Origin of the sequence: Pyxidicoccus caerfyrddinensis (assembly GCF_010894405.1) — a bacterium.
In the GTDB taxonomy this organism is placed as follows: Bacteria; Myxococcota; Myxococcia; order Myxococcales; family Myxococcaceae; genus Myxococcus; species Myxococcus caerfyrddinensis.
In genome coordinates, this window is record NZ_JAAIYA010000018.1 from 213631 (window position 1) to 232920 (window position 19290).

A 19290-nucleotide genomic window follows, 5' to 3' on the forward strand; every position below is an offset into this window, starting at 1 on the left:
GCGCCCCCGCTGCGTTCCATTTCCATTCCCAAGGCCCGCCTCCCCATGCAACAGCCCACGCCCTCGCGTCCCACGCTGCGTGTGTCCGATGACCGGACCTTCGTCGAAGCCGAAGCCTCTCTCGAGAAGGCCGGCCGTGTGGAAGAGCTGATCCGCCTCTACGAGGGGCGCTCGCGGGACGTCCCCGCCGACGAGGCCGTGCGCCTGCTGTGCCGCGCGGCGGAGCTGGCACACGAGCGGCAGCGCAACGCGCCTCGCGCGGAGGAGCTGCTCAAGCGCGCGCTGCTGGTCGCGAAGGACCCACTGCCGGCGCTGCGCGGGCTGAAGCGGCTGCACGAGTCGCGGCAGGACGCGGCGGCGCTGGCGGACGTGCTGGAGCGGCTGGGCGCCGCCACGCAGGGCGAGGAGGGCGCGGGCCACTACCTCAAGGCGGCGGACCTCTACGAGCAGAAGCTCTTCCGCCGCGACCGGGCGGTGCTGTGCCTGCAGCGGGCGGCGCGGGCGAAGCCGGACCGGGCCGTCTTCCGGCGCGTGCGCCAGCTGCTGCTGTCCGAGCAGCTCTTCCAGCCGGCCTTCGAGGCGCTCGAGCGCGAGCGCGAGGCGCTGGGCGACGCGGGCATGGCCGAGGAGTACGCGGCGCTCGCGGAGCGGCTGGTGGATGACCCCACCGAGCACGCGCTGGCGCAGCGGGTGGTGGACGTGGCGCGGGCGCTGGAGCCGCAGAACGCGCGCGTGGAGAAGGCGACTCGCTCGCTGCAGCGCTTCGAGCAGACGTGGCGCGACCGCGTGCGGATGCTGCGCAGCATGTCGCTGGAGGAGCGCGACAGGAAGAGCGCGGCCCGGCTGTCGCTGCTCGTGGCGAAGCTGTTCGCCTGGTACGACCCGGGCGCAGCCGGCAAGGTGAAGGAGGCGCTGGACCGCTGCTTCCTGCTGTGGCCGGGCATGCCGGAAGGGCTCGCGCTGATCGAGAAGCTGGCCGAGCGCGCCGGCGGCGATTTCGCTTCGGCGATTGCGCAGATTGAAGCGATGGCGGGCGAGGTGAAGGACCGCGCCGCGCAGGTGGACCTGTGGCTGCGCGTGGGCACGCTGCGCCTGGGCAAGCTGAACGACGGGGACGGAGCGCTCGGCGCCTTCGAGAAGGCCGTGGCGGCGGACCCGTCCCGCGCGGACGCGGCGAGCCTCACCGCCGAGCTGCTGCTGGAGAAGGGGCGCGCCACGGACGCGGTGGCGGTGATGGAGCGCTACCTCGTCACGGTGAAGGACAAGACGGCGCAGGCCGCCATGCGGCTGCGCCTGGCGGAGCTGTGCCTGACGCAGCTGAAGGACGCGACGGCGGCGCGCGCACACCTGGAGGCGGCGCTGAAGCTGGACGCCACGCAGGCGCTGGCGGCCTTCCAGCTGGCGCGACTGCTGGCCGAGGACGAGGAGCTGGAGGCGGTGGTGCCGCTGCTGGACCTGGCGCTGCTGGCGCCGCGTCCGCGCTCGGAGCGGGTGGCCTTCTGCGAGGCGCTCGCGCTGATGTTCGAGGAGAAGGACGACGCGCGCGGTGCCTTCGAGGTGCTTGCGCGTGCGCTGGAGCTGGACCCGGGGCGGCCGCTGCTGCTCGGCTCGGTGGTGGAGCACGCGGAGAAGGCCCAGGCGCAGCCCGCGCTGGCCCTGGCACTGCAGCGCGCGGCGCAGGCGGCCCCGGTGGCCGAGGTGGCGGCGCAGCTGTGGCGCCAGCTGGCGCAGCTGCTCCAAGGCCCGCTGGCGGACCCGTCGCGCGCGGAGGCCGCGTGGCGCGAGGTGCTGGCGCGCGTGCCCGGTGACTCGGCGGCGGCGGAGGCGGTGAAGTCGCTGCAGTCTGCGGCGGCGCTCGCGGACGACCCGACGGCCCGCCTGGAGGCGGAGGTGTCGCGCCGCGAGGCGGCCGGCGCCGCGCCCGAGGAGATGGAGCCGCTGGTGCGGCAGTTGGTGCAGCTCGCCCCGGAGGACCCGGCGGCGGCGCAGCGGCTGCAGGCCCTGTGCGTGGCGCTGTCCAAGTTCGACGAGGCGGCGGCGCTGGCCGGCCGGCTGGCGGGGCTCGCGGAGACGCAGCTCGAGCGCAACGAGTGGATGGCCCGGCAGGCCAAGCTGTACGCGGAGCGGCTGGGCCGGCAGGAGGACGCGTCGGACCTCTTCCTGGGCCTGCTGGCGGAGAACGTCTCCACCGGCGTGGTGGTGGGCGGCCTGGAGCGGCTGGCGGCGGCGGGCGTGCGCACGGTGGAAATCGCCGAGGCGCTGGCGGCGCACTATGGCCGCGGTGGCGACCACCAGCGGCAGGTGGCCGCGCTCCAGCAGCAGCTGGAGGCCACGACGGAGGCAGCCTCGCGCAAGCGCCTCTTCGCGCTGCTGGCCAGCATCCACGAGAAGCAGCTCGCCGACAGCCGCGCCGCCTTCGACGTGCGGGTGCGCGCGCTGCGCGAGGACCCGAAGGACGAGAGCGGCCGCGCGGAAGGACTGCGCCTGGCGCGCGACTTGTCGGCCCACGCAGAGCTGGGCCGGGTGCTGCGCACGCTGGCCTCCGAGTCGGATGACCTGACGCTGGCGGTGTCGCTGCTCACCGAGGCCGCGACGCTGACGGAGGAGGGTGGGCTGGCGGCGGAGGCGATTGCCGCGCTGGAGGCGGCGGTGGGCCGCGCGCCGGAGTCGAACGCGGTGCTGCAGCGGCTCGTGAAGCTGTACGGGCGCGCGGGCAGGTCCGCGGACGCGGAAGGCCTGCTGCGCAAGCGCATCCAGGGCGCGCGCGGGGCGGAAAATCTGCAACTGCTGCTGCAGCTCGTGGACCTCAACGTGGAGCTGGGCCGTCCGGCGCAGGCCGCCGAGGCGCTCCAGGGCGCGCTGTCCCATGGCGCGGAAGAAGGGCGGCACCTGCCGCGCCTCGCCGAGCTGTACGAGAAGGCCGGCCGCACGCGCGAGCTGGGCGACACGCTGGCGCGGATGATTGCCCTGGCGGAGTCGGCTGGTGAGGCGGACAAGGTGGCGCGGCTGAAGCTGCGCCGCGCGCAGCTGCTGCAGGGCTCGCAGGACGGCAGCGCGGAGGCGGTGCACAGCTACGCGGACATCCTCACACAGCGCCCCACGGACCCGGATGCGCTGGCCGCGCTGGAGGCCATGCTCGCCTCCGGCCCGGCGCGCGAGGCGGCGGCGCGCGTGCTGGTGCCCGCCTTCGAGCGCACCAAGGAGCACCGCAAGTTGGTGGCCACGCTCGACGTGCTGGCCGAGGTGGCGAAGGACGACTCCGCGCGGGTGCAGGCGCTGCGGCACGCGGCCCAGGTGCACCTGGCGCACCTGCGGCAGCCGGAATTGGCCTTCGCGGCCCTGGCGCGCGCGCTGCGTCTGGCCCCCGGTGACGCGGGCCTGCGCTCCACGGCGCGGCAGGCGGCTGAGGACGCGGACTCGCTGGACAGCTACGCGGAGATTCTCGGCGAGCTGGCGGAGGAGGGCGACGTTGGCCCGGCACGGCTGGCGCTGCTGCGCGAGCTGGCCGAGGTGCAGGAGAAGAAGCTGGACGACAAGGCCGGCGCGGTGAAGGCGCTGCGCGCGCTGCTGGCCCTGGAGCCCGGCAACCTGGACAGCCTCCGCGCCCTGCAGCGGCTGCACCGCGCGGGCGAGGAGTGGGCGGCGCTGGCCGAGGTGCTGGAGAAGCTGGCCGCCGTCACGGTGGAGCCGGCCGAGCAGATGGTGTTTCTGCGCGAGGCCGCGCTGCTGCACGAGACGAAGCTCACCGACAAGGAGAGCGCCGCCGCCGCGTGGCGTGCCATCGCCGAGAGAGACCCCGCGAACCGCGAGGCCGCGGCCACGCTGGACCGGCTCTATACCGAGGGCGAGAGGAGCGAGGACCTGGCCTGGGTGCTGGAGCTGCGCCGCAACCAGGAGGGCCAGAGCCCGCAGGGGCGCGAGGTGTCCTTCCGCCTGGCCGAGCTGAAGCGCACGGTGCTGGACGACGCCAACGCGGCGCTGGGCCTCTACAAGCGCATCCTCGCGGAAGACCCGGGCCACCCGGGCGCGCGCGCCGCGCTCGAGGCGTGGGTGAAGGCGGCCGTGCCCGCGAGCGGCGCGGCGCTCGAAGTGCTGGACCCCGTGCTGTCGCAGGTGGGCGACCACGCCCGCCGCGTGGCGCTGCGCGAGGCGCGGATGGAGTCCGCCCTCACGGTGGAGAAGATCCTCCTCGCTGGAGAGGTGCGCCGCATCTACGAGCGCGACATGCACCAGCCCTCGCTGGCCTTCATGTCCGCGGTGAAGTCCTTCGCGCAGGGGCTGGACCGGGACGGCGTGCGGCCGGACCTGGAGCGGCTCGCCCGCGAGACGGGCTCGCACGAGGTGCTGGCGGAAATCTACGAGACGGCGGCGGTGGAGCTGACCTCCGGAGACCCGGCGGCGATTGAGATGCTGCGGCGGGCCGCGGAGCTGCGCGAGTCGCTGGACCAGCCGGAGGAGGCCGCGCGCCTGTGGAAGAACCTGCTGGCGGATGCGCCGCAAGACCGGCAGGCGCTGGAGGCCCTCTCGCGCCTGTACGAGAAGGGGCAGAACGCCAAGAGCCTCTCCGAGGTGTACGCGCGCCAGGCGCAGCTCTCCACGGTCCCCGAGGAGCGCGTGGGCCTGCTGCTCAAGGCTGGCGAGGCGTACGCCAACGCGGGCGACGACGCGAAGGCGATTGAAACGTACCGGTCGGCCCTGGCGCTGCGGAAGGTGCCCGAGGGGCTGCTCGCGCTGGAGAAGCTGTACGCGAAGGCGCGGCGCTTCGCGGAGCAGGCGGACGTGCTGGACCAGCTCGCGGACGGCGCGGCGGACGACAACGCGCGCCGGGGCTGGCTGCTGAAGCGCGCGCAGCTGCTCGAGAAGGAAGTGGGCCCCGCCGAGTCGCTGCCGGTGTACCGCCGGCTGCTGGAGCTGGCGCCCGGGGACGGCCAGGTGGTGGCTGGCCTGGAGCGGCTGATGGCGCACGACGGCCCGCGCGTGGAAGCGGCGCGCCTGCTGGAGCCCGTCTACCGCAGCCTCAACGACACGCGGAAGCTGGTGGAGGTGCTGGAGGTGCTGCTGCCCGGCGTGGCGCCGGAGCGGCGGCTGGAGCACCTCCAGGAGATTGCCACCCTGCGCGAGGCGCTGGGGCAGACGTCGCTCGCCTTCATCTCGCGCCTGCGGGCCTTCAACGAGTTCCCCCAGGAAGCTGCCGTCCGGGACGAGCTGGAGCGGCTCGCCGCCGACTCCGGCTCCTTCGAGGAAGTGGCCGGGGCGTACGAGGACCAGCTGGAGCGTGACACGCAGGAGCCGCTGGCCGGCGACTTGTGGCGGCGCCTGGCCGGCATCTACGACAACCGCCTCAAGCGCTATGACCTCGCGGTCCGCGCGCTGGAGGAGGTGAGCCGGAGGGACCCGAAGAACAAGTCCGTGCTGGAGTCCATCGCCCGCGTGCACCGCCGCACCGGCGCGCACCGCGAGCTGGCGCTGGTCATGCGCCGGCAGGTGGCGGCGGAGACCAACGCGTCCACGCAGGTGAACCTGCTCTTCGAGCTGGCCCACCTGGCGGAGGAGACCCTCGCGGACAAGTCGCTGGCGGCGCAGGCGTACCGGGAAGTCCTCGTGCTGCGGCCGGAGAACGGCAACGCGCTGAAGCTGCTGGGCCGCGTGCTGGCGGAGATGGAGCGCTGGCCGGAGCTGGCGCAGCACATCGAGCGCGAAATCCAGCTCGCGGACGCGCGCGGCGCCCTGGAAGAGGCGTCGGATTTGCGCGTGCGCCTGGGCCGCCTCAAGGTGTCGCGCCTGGACGACCCGCGCGGCGCGCTGGAGCTGTACCAGTCCGTGCTGGCACACCGTGCCGGGCACGCGGGGGCGGTGGGCGCGCTGGAGGAGATGGCGCGCTCGGACAGCCCGCTGCGTGGCGCCGCGGCCAGCGCCCTGGAGCCCATCTTCGCCTCGGTGGGCAACCACCTGAAGCAGGTGGAGATGCTGGAGTCGCGTGCCTCGGCGGAGGCCGTGCCGCAGGAGCGCGCCGCGCTGCTGCGCCGCATCGCCGAAATCTATGCGGGCCCGCTGGAGAACCCGGAGATGGGCTTCGTGTCCGCGACCCGCGCGTTGCGCGAGCTGCCGGATGACCTGCGCTCGCTCGAGCTGTGCGTGTCGCTGGTGGACAAGGCCGAGGCCCCCGAGGAGCTGTGCGCGGTCCTCTCCGAGGTGGCGACGAAGGCGGGAGACGCGTCCCGCGCCGAGCTGCACCGCGCGCTGGCCCGCCTCCAGACGGACCTGGGCGAGCAGGCCGAGGCGCTGACGGCCTGGAAGCGCGTGCTGGAGCTGCGCCCCACGGACACCGAGGCGCTGGATGCGACGGTGCGCCTGGTGGCCTCGCAGGGCAAGCCGACGGAGTTGCTGGAGGTGCTGCGCCGGCAGCTCGCCGTGGCGGAGGAGCCGGCGCGCCGCGCCGCGGTGCTCTTCCAGATTGGCACGCTGCAGGAGGAGCAGCTCAAGGACTCGCTGGGCGCGCTGGCCACGTTCCGCCGCCTGCTGGAGCTCAAGCCGGACGACGTGCCGACGCTGGAGCGCATGGAAGCGCTCTGCCAGAAGCAGGAGCGCTGGCCCGAGCTGGCCGACGCGCTGGCGAAGCGGATTGCCCTGCTTCCGCCCGAGTCCGGACTGGAGCTGAAGTTCCGCCTGGCCACCGTGCGCGAGACGCGGCTGATGGACAAGACGGGCGCGCTGGCGCTGTACGGCGAGGTGCTCGCGGTGCAGGCCAACCACCCGGGCGCCGTGGGGCGCATGGAGGCCATCGTCACCCGCGAGCCGCAGAACCTGCTCGCGGTGGAGACGCTGCTGCGCGCGCTCCGCGCCAGCGGCGACGTGCCGCGCCTGGCGCAGGTGATTGAGTCGCGCGTGGGCGTGTCCACCGACGCCTCCGAGCGCAAGACGCTGCTGGGCGAGCTGGCCACGCTGCGCGAAACGCAGGGCGAGTCCGAGCTGGCCTTCCTGGCCCTCTTCCGCGCGTTCAAGGAGGACCCCAACGACGGTCAGGTGCGCCTCCGGCTGGAGAACGCCACGGACGCCTCCGACAGCTACGACGAGCTGGTGGCGGCCTACGAGGAAGCCCTGCCGCGCGTGGCCGAGGCCGCGGACGCCGCGCAGGTGTGCCTCAAGCTGGGGCAGTTGCTGGAGACGAAGCTGCGCGACTCGGACCGCGCCGTTTCCTACTACGAGCGCGCGCGCACGCTGCACCCCGCGGTGCAGGAGAAGGCGCTGGTGGCGTTGGACCGGCTCTACCTCCACCTGGAGGCCTGGCCGGAGCTGGCCGGCATCCTGGAGGCGCTGGTGACGGGGGCCACCGAGCCCGCGGACCGCGTGGGCTACCTCTTCCGCCTGGGGCAGCTCTACCAGGAGCGGCTGGACAGCCCGGACCGCGCGGCCGGCGCGTACGAGGCCATCCTCATGCTGGAGCCGGCACACCTGGCGACGGCGCGGCTCCTGGAGGGCATCTACGAGGGCGCCGGTGCGTCCGAGAAGCTCTACGCCATCCTCAAGCTGCAGGCCGACAAGGTGACGGGCGCCGAGCGCGACCGCGTGCTGGGCAAGATGGCGCAGGTGTCCGCCGAAGGGCTGTCGGACCTGGGCCGCTCCATCGACCTGTACCGCGAGCTGCTGGCGAAGAACTCGCGCAACGAGCAGGCCTTCGCCGCGCTCGAGTCCCTGTACGAGCGCGCGGACCGGCCGCAGGACCTGCGCGAGTTGTTGGAGGGCCGGCTCGCCGTGACGTTGGATCCGCGCGAGGTGGTGCGCCTCAACGAGCGACTGGGCCGGGTGGTGTACCGCCTGCTGAAGAAGCCGGAAGAGGCGGTGCCGTACTTCAAGGCCGCGCTCGACAGGGACGCGCGCCACCGCGGAGTGCTGGACACGCTGCGCGAGCTGTATGACGAGACGGGCCAGAGCGAGGAGCTGGTGGGCGTGCTGCGCCGGCTCGTGCCCCTGCAGGAGAACAGCGAGGGCGTGAAGGCGCTGCGCTTGCGGCTGGCGGAAGTGCTGGCAGGCATGGGCCGCCGCGAGGAGGCGCTGGACGCCGCCCGCCGCGCGCTGGAGGTGGAGCCGCACCACGTGTCGGACCTGGAGCGCGTGTACACGCTCTTCGTGTCCCTGCGCGCGTGGAACGACGCCGTGCGCGCGCTGGAGCTGAAGGTGCAGGTGCACCTGGCGGCCGAGGAGCGCGAGCAGGCCGTGGCCGCGTACGTCGCGGTGGCGGACCTGTGGGAAGGGCAGGGCGGCAAGCCGGAGCAGGCCGCGGGCGCGCTGGAGAAGGTGCTCGAGCTGGACCCGGCCAACCGCACCTCCTACGAGCGCGTGCGCGGGCTGTACCGGACGTACAACGACTGGCGCGCGTACGCCACGGTGATGGACCGCTACATGCCCCACCTCGTCACCGACGAGGAGAAGCTGGCCGCGCTGCGCGAGCTGGCGAAGGTGCAGGAGGAGCGGCTGGGGCAGAAGGACGTGGCCTTCCTCGCGCTGTGCCGCGCGCTACAGCTGGACGCGTCGGACGACACGCTGCGCGAGGAAGTCGAGCGCCTGGCGGACGAGACGGGCAGCCACGAGGAGCTGGCGGCCGTCTACGAGGAGGTGGCCGACGAGCTGCCCCGTGGTGCGCTGGCCGAGCGCCTCTACGCCACGCTCGCGCGCGTCCACGACACGCGGCTGGATGACCCGCAGGCCGCGGAGGGCGCGTTCCGGAAGATTCTCGAGTTCGACCCGACCAACGCCACCGCGCTGGACGGGCTGGCCGCCGTGTTCCAGCGGCGCGGGCGCGACAAGGAGTACGTCGTCGCGCTGGAGCAGAAGCTGGAGGCCGCGGGCTCGATTGAGCAGCGCAAGGGCATCCTCAAAGAGATTGCCCGCGTCTGGGACGAGAAGCTGGAGGACCCGACCGAGTCCGCGAGCGCGCTCCTGCGCGCGCTGGAGCTGGAGCCGGACTCGGAGACGCTGGGCGTGCTCACCGCGCTGTACCGGCGGGGCCGCGCGTGGCCGGACGTGGCGTCCTCGCTGCTGCGTGCGAGGGACCTGGCCGACACCGCCGAGGAGCGCGCGCGCATCCAGGTGGAGGTGGCCGGCGTCTACGAGCGCGACATCGGCGACGACGAGTCCGCGGTGTCCGCCTACCGGCAGGCGCTGGAGCTGGACCCCGTCAACCGCACGGCGCTGGAGGCGCTGGAGCGGCTGCACACGAAGCTGGACCAGCCGGCGGACCTGCTCGCCATCTACGAGCGGATGCTGGAGCTGAGCGAGGACTGGCGCGAGAAGGTCCGCGTCCTCTTCCGCAGCGCCACCATCTGGGAGGACAAGTACCAGAACCCGGCCAACGCGGACGTGTGCGTGGAGGGCGTGCTCTCCATCGACCCGCAGAACGTCCAGGCCATCAAGTCGCTCATCCGCCTGCGCCGCACGCAGGGCCGCTGGGAGGACCTCATCTCCGCGTACGAGCGGCAGCTCTCGCTGGCCACCAGCGTGCAGGAGCAGGCCGAGCTCTACGTGGACATCGGCAACGTCCAGTACCAGCAGCTCAAGGCGCTGGACCGCGCGGTGAACAACTATCACTCGGCGCTCGCTGCGGACCCCGAGTGCCGCCCGGCGCTGCACGCCCTGGGCAACCTGTACGAGCGCAGCGGCAACTGGCCCTTCGCGCTGGAGATGCTGTCGAAGGAAGCGGAGCTCGCCGGTCAGACGTCGAACGCGGTGGAGCTGTACTACCGCCTCGGGAAGATCAACGAGGACATGCTGATGGACTCCGGCAGCGCGCGGAACGCCTACCAGCACGCCCTCGCGATTGACGCGGGCCACCTGCCCAGCATCCGCGCCCTCAAGGGCATCCAGGAGCAGGAGAAGGACTGGAGCGGCTACGAGCAGACGCTGCGCCAGGAGGCGGAGCAGACCGAGGACCCGGCCGCCAAGGGCCGCGCGCTGCTGGACGTGGCGCGCTACCACGCGGAGACGCGCGAGGACCGCGAGACGGCCACCGGCTACTGGCAGGAGACCCTCAAGCACATCCCCGACAGCCTGGAGGCCGCGCGCCCCCTGTCGGACGTCTACATCGCCCGCGAGGACTGGGCGTCCGCCGAGCGGATGCTGGACATCGTCACGCGGAAGATGGCGGAGAAGGCGATGGTGGAGAAGGACTCCGTCAGCGCCGCGGACCTCTGCCGCCAGCTCTACCGCCTGGGCTACGTGGCGGAGAAGCTGGGCCGTCGCGACAAGGCCCTGAGCTGCTACGAGAAGGCCTACGAGCTGGACGCCACCTACCTGCCCGCGCTGGAGGGCTACGGCAACCTGCTCGTCCAGACGCGCCGCTACGAGGGAGCGCTCAAGGTCTTCCAGACCATCCTCATCCACCACCGCGAGGAGCTGACGGACCTGGAGGTGGTGGAGGTCTACTGGCAGATTGGCGACATCCACGCCGCGCTCGGCCAGGCGGACCGCGCGCAGAACCACTTCGAGAAGGCGCTGGCCATCGACCCGGGCCACGAGCCGACGCTGCGCGCGCTCGTGACGCTGATGGACAAGGCGGGCCAGTACGAGAAGTCCGCCGAGCTGCGCCAGCAATTGGTGGGCGTGCTGGAGGGCGAGGCCAAGGCGAAGGTGGCGCTGGAGCTGGGCCGCATCGCCCGGGACGAGCTGCACGACCCGTACATGGCCATCGACGCCTTCACCACGTCGCTCAAGGCGGAGCCGGACGTGCCGGAGGTGATGGACCAGCTCTACGTGCTGCTGCGCGAGACGCGTCAGGGCCAGAAGGCCGCGGACGTGCTGGCGCGGATGCTGTCGCTGAGCTCGCTGGCCATGGAGCCGCACAAGGCCAAGCGCGTCTGGTTCGCGCTGGGCGAGCTGCGCCGCGATGACCTGAAGGACGTGGAAGGCGCCACCCAGGCCTTCAACGCGGCCCTCGACCTGGACCCGCGCTTCGTGGAGGCCTTCAGCGCGCTGGAGGCGATGCTCGGCGCGGCGCGCCAGTGGAAGCCGCTGGAGGAGAACTACACGAAGATGCTGGGCCGGCTGCCCAAGACGCCGGAGACGCACGTGGCGCGCATGGCGCTGTGGCGCGCGCTCGGTGACTTGTACCTCCAGGTGCTCAAGCACCCGGAGGGCGCGGTGGCCGCCTACGGCGTGGCCGCCAAGGGCCTGCCGGACGACGCGACGGTGCAGGAGACCTTCGCGGACATCGCCGGGCAGCTGCCGGGCCGCGAGGACGAGGCCATTGCCGCGCTCCGCCGCGCGCTGCCGAACACGACGGACCCGCGCAAGGTGTGCGGCCAACTGGTGCGCCTGTGCGCGATGCGCAAGGACTACGACGGCGCGTGGTTGGCGGCCCAGGCCGTCGCGGGCCTCCTGGGCGAGGCGGGGGAGGACGAGCAGGAAATCCTCACCAAGCTGGGGCCCTACGCGAAGAAGAAGGAGTCGCAGGAGCCCAGGCCGCTGAACGACCAGCTCTGGCACAACCACCTCTTCCACCCGAAGGCGCGCGGTCCGCTGGCCGAGCTGATGGGCCTGCTCTTCGCGAAGACGGGCCACCTGTACGCGGTGCCCTTCCCGCAGTACCAACTGGTGCCCAAGAAGCACCGCATCGACGTGGCCAGCGCGCAGGAGTACCACGTGCACCACTACCGGTACGTGGCGCGCATGCTGGGCATGGACGCGGTGGAGCTGTACTCGCCCTTCCTCGTGGCCACGCGCGAGCGCATGGCCAAGCGCTCCAACGAGCCGGCCCCCGAGCCGCTCATCAACACGGAGCTGTTGCAGACGCACCCGGCCAGCGTGCGCGTGGGCGGCAAGTACTTCGCGGAGCAGGGCCAGAAGGAGGTGTACTACCTCCTGGGCCGCACCCTGGCGCTGGCGCGTCCGGAGCTGGCCTTCAGCCAGCGCGTGGCGGTGGAGCGACTGGAGGCCATCCTCCAGGCGGCCCTGAGCCTCGTGGTGGGCAACGTGCGCATCGCCGAGGCCCAGCACCTGGTGGACCCGGAGCGGCGGTTCCTGGAGAAGAGCCTCAGCGAGCCGGACCGCGCGGCGCTGGCCAAGGCGGCGCGCGCCTGGCTGCCCACGGCCACCCCGCAGGCGGTGCGCCAGTACCTGGAGGGCGCGGAGCTGACGGCCGCGCGCGCTGGTCTCTTCGCCGCTGGGGAGATGGAGCCGGTCCGCCGCATGGTCCAGGGCGAGACGGGGTCCGCCTTCCGCGTCCCCGTGCGCACCAAGCTGCGGGAGTTGCTCGTGTTCGCGACCTCGGAGGACCTGCACGAGCTGCGCGTCGCCGTGGGCACCCACGTGGAGGTGCAGGTGCGCAAGTAGCGACAGAACCCGGAGAAGGGTTCACGCGTTGATTAGCAGCCGGGCGGGCTTGGTACCCTTCCTTGACCCCTCCGGTGTGCACTTCTACGATTCATGCGGGATTTCTCCCGTCATTTCCGAGGCTTACGGAAAAGATGCGTTTCGTCTGCGACAGCTGCCGCGCGCAGTACATGATTAGCGACGACAAGGTTGGCCCCAAGGGGGTCAAGGTTCGTTGCAAGAAGTGCGGCCACAACATCACCGTGCGCCCCGCGGGCGCACCGGCCGCGAAGGACTCCGCGCCGGAGTCCGCGACTTCTTCACCTCCCGCCACGAGTGGCGCTGGCAAGGAGGCGGAGTCGTCCGCCGCCAACATGCCCGCGTCGCTCGGCACACCGCCCGAGGGCGGCCTCTTCACGGACTGGGAAGAGGACGAGATTGGCGCCGTCTTCGACCAGGTGCTCAGCTCCGGCACGCACAAGATTCCGGCGGGCGAGTCGGCCGGCGAGGCCGCGGCGCGTGACGCCACCACGGAGAGCGTGCGCAAGCTGGCCGAGGCCGAGGCCGAGCCCGCGAAGGAGGACGCGAAGTCCAACGCCGCCTCGCACGAGTGGTACGTGGCCATCGACGAGAAGCAGGTCGGCCCGTTCACCGTCGAGAAGGTGAAGGACCTCTGGGACCGCGGCGAGGTGGGCCCGGACAGCCTCTGCTGGCGCTCGGGCTTCAGCGACTGGATTCCCCTGTCGGAGACGGCGGAGCTGGCCTCGGTGCTGGCGCCGCGCCCGTCCAAGCCCGTCATCGTCGCGCCCGAGCCGGTGTCCGGCACGTCGCCCACGGTGTCCTCGGGCCCGGTGCAGTCCGCCTTCAGCGCGGGCAAGGCGTCGCGCGCCGACGGTGTGCTGGCCGCCAATTCGGAAGAGCCGGTGGGCTGGAAGCCGTCGGCGGCCAGCGTGCTGGCCTCGCTGGTGAAGGAGGAGAACGACGCGCTCGGCAAGCCGCCGCCGACGCCCGCGCCGGCGCTGGGCCGGGAGCCCGTGTCGCAGTCGCGGCTGCTCGACGTGCCCATGCCTCCGCCGGAGCCGGTGTCCTCGCCGTCCCTGCGTGGCGCCGATGCCCACATGGGCCAGCAGATGGCGCCCATGGCCGCGCCCATGCCCTATGGGCAGCCGCAGCCCGCGCCGTACCCGCAGCAGCCCATGCAGCCGCACTACGCGCAGCCCGCGCCGTACGCGCAGCAGCCCATGGCCGCCCCGTACCCGCAGCAGCCGGGCTATGCGCCCGCGTACCCGCCTCATGGCGGTGCGCAGGGCGGGGGCAAGAGCAAGATGGGCATCCTGGTGGGTGCCGCCGCGGGCCTGCTCATCGTCGCCGGTGGCGGGGTGGTCATGCTCATGAACAACGGCAACCGCGGCGAGACGCCCGCGGCCGGGCAGCCCCCGGTGGCACAGGCGGCCCCTGCCGCGCAGCCGAACACCGGCCTGCCGCCCATGCCTCCGCCTCCGGCCGGCATGGCGCAGCAGCCCGCGACGGCGGCTCCGGCTGTCCCCACGCCGACTCCGGCGCCCGGTGGCGCGGTGGCGGCGGCGCCCGCGACGGCGACTCCGGCTCCCACGGGGGGCGCGCCCGCGACGGCCGCTCCCGCGGTGGCCGCGGCGCCTCCGGCGGCGACTCCCGCGCCCACGCCGGCTCCGGTGGCGGAGGCTCCGAAGCCACCGACGGAGACGGTGGTGGCGAAGGTGGAGCGCGGCACGACGCCTCGCAAGCCGTCCACCTCGTCGGCGTCCGCGCGCCGCGAGGAGCCCGAGGAGCGGCAGCCCGCGCGCGTCGAGCGTGCGTCCTCGTCCTCGAGCGAGGGTGACAGCGACGACTTCGACGAGCTGTTCGGCACGAAGAAGACGAAGCCGGAGCCGAAGCAGCCCGAGGCGCGGCCCACCGCGTACGTGCCGCCCGAGCCCGGCGGCGCCACCCCCGAGCGCCTGCAGCAGTCGGACATCATGGCGGTGGTGCTGGCCAACAAGCCGGCCATCATCAAGTGCGTGAACGAGCAGAAGAAGAAGGACCCGGCGCTGAGCGGCAAGCTGGTGATGCGGTGGACCATCCAGACGAGCGGGAAGACCACGGCCGTCTCGTGCCGCACGGATGAGTTCCGCTCGACCTACATGGCGAGCTGCATCTCCGGCCTCATCAAGAGCTGGGCCTTCCCGCGCCACAAGAAGCAGGGCGAGCCCATCGACTTCCCGTTCACCTTCTGAGGCGACGGGAATCGATGTGTGTGACGGGCGTGACGTGTGCGTCACGCCCGTCTTCGTTTGGATTGTCCGCTTTTGTGAGCGCTGAATTTCCCCTGAGGGTGCTCGTCGAGACGCCCGTCGACACTCGTTGACACGTCCGGACAGGCAGGACTAAAGCCCTGCCCGCTTCCAATGGACGTTGGGGTCTGATGTCAGTGGCCGGAGACCCCGAGCGACGTTCCCACTCAGGAGGAAGGCTCAACATGCAGCTTCGCAAGATGATGCTGGTGCTCACGGCGCTCGGCGCGATGAGCGGTTTCATGGTTGGTTGCGGTGACGAGGAAGGTACCTCCAACACCTGCTCCACCAACGACGATTGCGCTGGCACCGAGATCTGCCATCCGACCGCGGGCGTCTGTGTGACGACGTGCGAGAGCGGCTCGGACTGTCCGGATACCGCGAAGACCTGCGCCCCCCTGGGTGGCACGGGCACGGACGCCGCCACCAAGATCTGCCAGTGCTCCACGGACGTGCTCTGCAACGGCGGCACGGACTCCGACAGCACCGACCTGGTGTGCTCCACCCTGGACAACGTGTGCGTGACGAAGTGCACCGCTGACTCCGACTGCTCCGGCGACCGTACGTGCAACACGGGCTCCGGCCAGTGCGAGGAGGGCGACACCACGGGCGACACCTGCTCGGGTGAGGGCCTCTCCACCTGCACCTACGGCGAGATCTGCACCGCCAGCGTCTGCGCCGCGCCGCCCACCCCGACGTGCCAGAACTACACGTCCTTCCCGAACAAGGCCGACCTGGGCACCACGGGCCCCATCATCTTCAAGACCGAGCTCGTGTCCGCCCAGACCGACAGCTTCTGCGCCTCCAGCGCTCCCAAGCGCCTGCGCATCCGGGTCTCCGCGTACTCCAACACGGCGTTCCCCCAGACCTCCGCGGAGCTGAGCAAGTTCTTCTACGTCCAGACGGACGGTGGCCGTCAGAACGCGCCCATCAGCAGCTCGTCGGGCAACTACACCGTGACGGGCACCAACCGTGACCGCGCGGACATCATCGTCAGCCTGTGCGTCGGCGCGACCAGCACCACCAACTCCGCCGGCTTCTACTTCTCGGGCGGCAACTTCGCCTGCCACACCTCCAACTACCAGTAGGCGACCAGGGTAGCTGAGGAACCGAGCCCCGCCCTGACAGTAGGGGCGGGGCTCACGTGTTTGTGGAGTACCCGCGCGGGCCCGTGAATTTCATCAACGCCCCAGCGTCTTCAGGGTGCGCGCGGGGAACCCGGCGTCTGGAAAAGGAGAGTCCATGCTGTCTACCAAGCTGATTCGAGTGCTGACCCTGGGGCTGGCCTTTGCTGCTCCCGCGGCGATGGCCGGCGACACCGCCGCGAAGCTGAACTGCCCCGCAGGCACGGCCCAGGCGGGCACCAAGGCCGAGGGCTTCACCTGCGTCAAGGCGAACGCCAAGGCGGGAACCCAGCTCGCGCACGGCGCGTACGTCGAGTACCACCCCAACGGCAAGGTCGCGGCCCAGGGCCAGTTCGTGGACGGCCTGAAGGTCGGTACCTGGACGTTCTTCGATGAGTCCGGCAACAAGCGCAGCACCGCGGAGTTCAAGGACGGCGGCTGGGACGGCCAGCGGGTGATGTACTTCCCCAACGGCAAGCCCCGCCTCGTCGAGCAGTACCAGAACGGCAAGAAGAACGGCGTGGCGAAGGAGATGGCCGAGGACGGCCGCGTCATCAGCCAGGTCCGGTACGAGAACAACCGCGCGGTTGCCAACGAGTAACCGACCGGTCGCTCGGTGGTCTTGAGGGCCCTTTCCCCATGGGAAAGGGCCTTCGTGCTTTCCAGGGGCTTTTCCCGTCGGGGCGGCTCGGATAGGAAGCCCGATGTGAAGCCCCCCTCGCTCGCCCCCGTCCTCCCCGACATCCCCATCCGCACGGTGAAGGAGATGGGCCTGCGCGAGCTGGAGCGTATCCGCCTCATCCTCCGCGGTGGCTCGGTCATCGACTGGAGGCGGATGCACTTCCAGACGCGGAACGAGGTGGACGGCTTCCTGCGCCTCTGCCAGCTCGACGTCTCCCGGCCCTACGACGAGGCCTGGGCCCGGAGCGTGCTCGCGGAGGCGGTGGAGTACCTGCGCAAGACGTTCAACTACCGCGTCGCGGACGGCGTGGCGCAGCCGGCGGAGATTCACGACCTGTTCCTCTTCGCGTCCGGCGCGAAGGGCTCCCCCCGCCACCGCCGCATCGCCTGCGTGGTGCTGAAGGTGATGCACGTCATCCAGCACATCGAGGGGCGGGACCTGCTCTTCCGCCTGGCGGTGTCCGAGGCGGAGCTGGCGGAGCTGGTGACGGAGAAGGTGCTGAGCGTCGCCCGGGAGATGAACGACAAGGGCCTGCCGGTGGTGGAGTTCGCGCACTCCATCAAGACGCGGGACTCGCTCGTCACCAAGCTGCTGGCGAAGAAGGAGACGGTGGCCGCGCAGGTCTACGACAGGACGCGCTTCCGCGTGGTGACGCGCAAGCGGGAGGACCTGCTGCCGGTGCTCTACCACCTCACGCAGCGGCTCTTTCCCTTCCACCTCGTGGTGCCGGGCCAGACGGAGAACACGCTGCTGCCGTTCAAGTCGGTGCTCGCGGAGAACCCCCACTTCGAGGCGCACATCCCGCAGCTCCACCTGGACCGCAACTACGAGGACCGGGAGGACCGCAACGGCAACACCTTCTCGGGCAACACGTACCGGGCGCTCAACTTCGTGGTCGACATCCCGGTGCGCATGGACGCGTACCTGCCGCCGCCGGAAGAGGACGCGCGCCAGCGCAAGGGCCGCATCGTCATCTCCCTGGTGGAGTTCCAGATTGTCGACGAGGAGACCGCGCGCCTCAACGAGCTGGGGGAGAACGCCCACGAGGCCTACAAGCGCCGCCAGAAGCAGCGTGTGCTCAAGCGGCTCAGCCAGGGCCTCGTGGTGCCCAAGAAGCAGGGCTGAGGCAAAGCAGAACGCCCGCGGCCCCGGGAGTCACACCGGGACGGCGGGCGTCGGAGCCGCAACGGCCGTGAGGCCGGCTACCGCTTCTTGCGGTTCTTCTTCTTGTTGTCCTTCTCGCGCTTGCGGCGCTCCTTGATGGCGTCGCGGTCCTCGGGCTTCCCGCTGGCGGAGGGCGGGGCGTAGCCCATGAGGCGGGCCTTGGCCATGGCGGCCTGGCCCATGGGGGGCGTGTAGCCGGGGGCCACCTGCGGCATCTGCATGGGCATGCCCATGCCGGGCATCCCGCCGCCCATCATCTTCTCCATCATCTTCGCGTCGCCGCCGAACATGCTGGAGAGGTCCATGTTCTTCATCTGCGACAGCTGCCCCAGCTGCTTGAAGCCGGGGATGCGGCCCAGCAGGCCCGGGTTCTGGCCGATGGTGCCCATCACCTGCTGCATCATCCCGAACTTCTGGAGCAGCTCGCGGACCTCTTCCACCTTGCGACCGCTGCCCTTGGCGATGCGGCCGATGCGGCTGGTGTTGATGATGTCCGGCCGCAGGCGCTCCTTCGCCGTCATCGAGTCGTACATCGCCTCGATTTTGGTGAGCTCCTTCTCGTCCGGGTTGAGGTGCTCGGTGAGGTCGCCGAAGAGGGGGAACTTCTCCAGCAGGTCCTTGAGCGGGCCCATCTTCCGGACCATGCGGATCTGCTCGACGAAGTCCTTCATCGAGAACTGGCCGGACAGGAGCTTCTTCGCATCCTCCTCGGCCTTCTTCTCGTCGACGACCTTCTCGAAGTCCTTCATCAGGCCGACGATGTCGCCGAACCCGAGGATGCGGCCCGCGAGGCCGTCCGGGCGGAACTCCTCCAGCTTGTCCATCGACTCGCCCATGCCGAGGAACTTGATGGGCTTGCCGGTGACTTCCTTGATGGAGAGCGCCGCGCCGCCACGGGCGTCACCGTCCAGCTTGGTGAGGATGAAGCCGTCCAGCGTCAGCCGCCGGTCGAACTCGGCCGCGGTGCGCACGGCGTCCTGGCCAATCATCGCGTCGCACACCAGGAGGATGGTGTCCGGGTGGACGTTGGACTTGATGGACTCCAGCTCCGTCATCAGCGCTTCGTCGATGGCGAGGCGGCCGGCGGTGTCGATGAGCACCACGTCGCACTTCTGCTCGCGGGCGGCGGCGTAGCCGCGCTTCGCCAGCTCGGGCGGCTGGAGGCCGGGCTCGTGGTAGACGGGGACCTTGAGGCGCTCGCCGAGCACCTTGAGCTGGTCCACGGCGGCGGGGCGGTAGATGTCCGCGGCGACGAGCAGGGGCTTGCGTCCCTCGGCGAGGAGCCGGTGGGCGAGCTTGCCGGTGGTCGTGGTCTTACCGGAGCCCTGGAGGCCCACCATCATGATGCCGGACAGCTGGCCCTTGGGCTTGAGCTGGAGGCTGGTGTCCACCGGCCCCATGAGGGCCTCCAGCTCGTCGTGGCAGATCTTGATGAAGTGGTCCATCGGGCTGACCTTGCGCTTCTGGCCAGCCTTGTCGGTGATGGTCGTCTGCACCAGCTCACCCACGGCCTTCTCGCGGACGCGGGCGACGAACTTCTTCACCACGTCGAAGGCCACGTCGGCCTCGAGGAGGGACACGCGGATGTCGCGGAGCGACTCGTCGACCAGCTCCGGAGTCAGCTCGCTCTTGCCGGCGAGGCGGTTCTTGGCGGCGCGGAAGCCCTTGGTGACGGTCTCGAGCATGGGGGGCGCTTTATAACAGGGGC

At 71.4% G+C, this 19290-nt stretch carries 6 protein-coding genes; 5 read left to right on the top strand and 1 reads right to left on the bottom strand.

The annotated features are described in order from the left end of the window. Positions 1–45: 45 nt before the first annotated feature. The 5 genes from G4D86_RS35480 (at position 46) to G4D86_RS35500 (ending at position 17543) form a co-directional block, all read left to right on the top strand. A complete protein-coding gene (locus G4D86_RS35480; protein WP_163998546.1) occupies positions 46–12324 on the top strand; it encodes a tetratricopeptide repeat protein in 12279 nt (4092 codons plus the stop codon). Between the two features lie 134 nt (positions 12325–12458). Then, a complete protein-coding gene (gltJ, locus tag G4D86_RS35485) occupies positions 12459–14555 on the top strand; it encodes an adventurous gliding motility protein GltJ (protein ID WP_163998547.1) in 2097 nt (698 codons plus the stop codon). 242 nt (positions 14556–14797) lie between these two features. Then, complete coding sequence (locus G4D86_RS35490; protein WP_240360639.1) at positions 14798–15700, top strand: hypothetical protein; 903 nt, start codon at positions 14798–14800, stop codon at positions 15698–15700. A gap of 154 nt (positions 15701–15854) precedes the next feature. Beyond that, positions 15855–16337, top strand: coding sequence for a toxin-antitoxin system YwqK family antitoxin (locus G4D86_RS35495; protein WP_163998548.1), 483 nt, complete (start codon positions 15855–15857; stop codon positions 16335–16337). A 105-nt stretch (positions 16338–16442) separates the two neighbouring features. Next, the gene (locus tag G4D86_RS35500) at positions 16443–17543 is read left to right on the top strand and encodes a TIGR04552 family protein (protein ID WP_163998549.1); all 1101 of its coding nucleotides are present in this window, start codon (positions 16443–16445) and stop codon (positions 17541–17543) included. A 77-nt stretch (positions 17544–17620) separates the two neighbouring features. Here the strand turns inward: G4D86_RS35500 and ffh are convergent, their stop codons facing one another. Beyond that, entirely contained in the window at positions 17621–19267 is a 1647-nt protein-coding gene (gene ffh / locus G4D86_RS35505; RefSeq protein ID WP_163998550.1) for a signal recognition particle protein, read from the bottom strand. Positions 19268–19290: the final 23 nt, after the last annotated feature.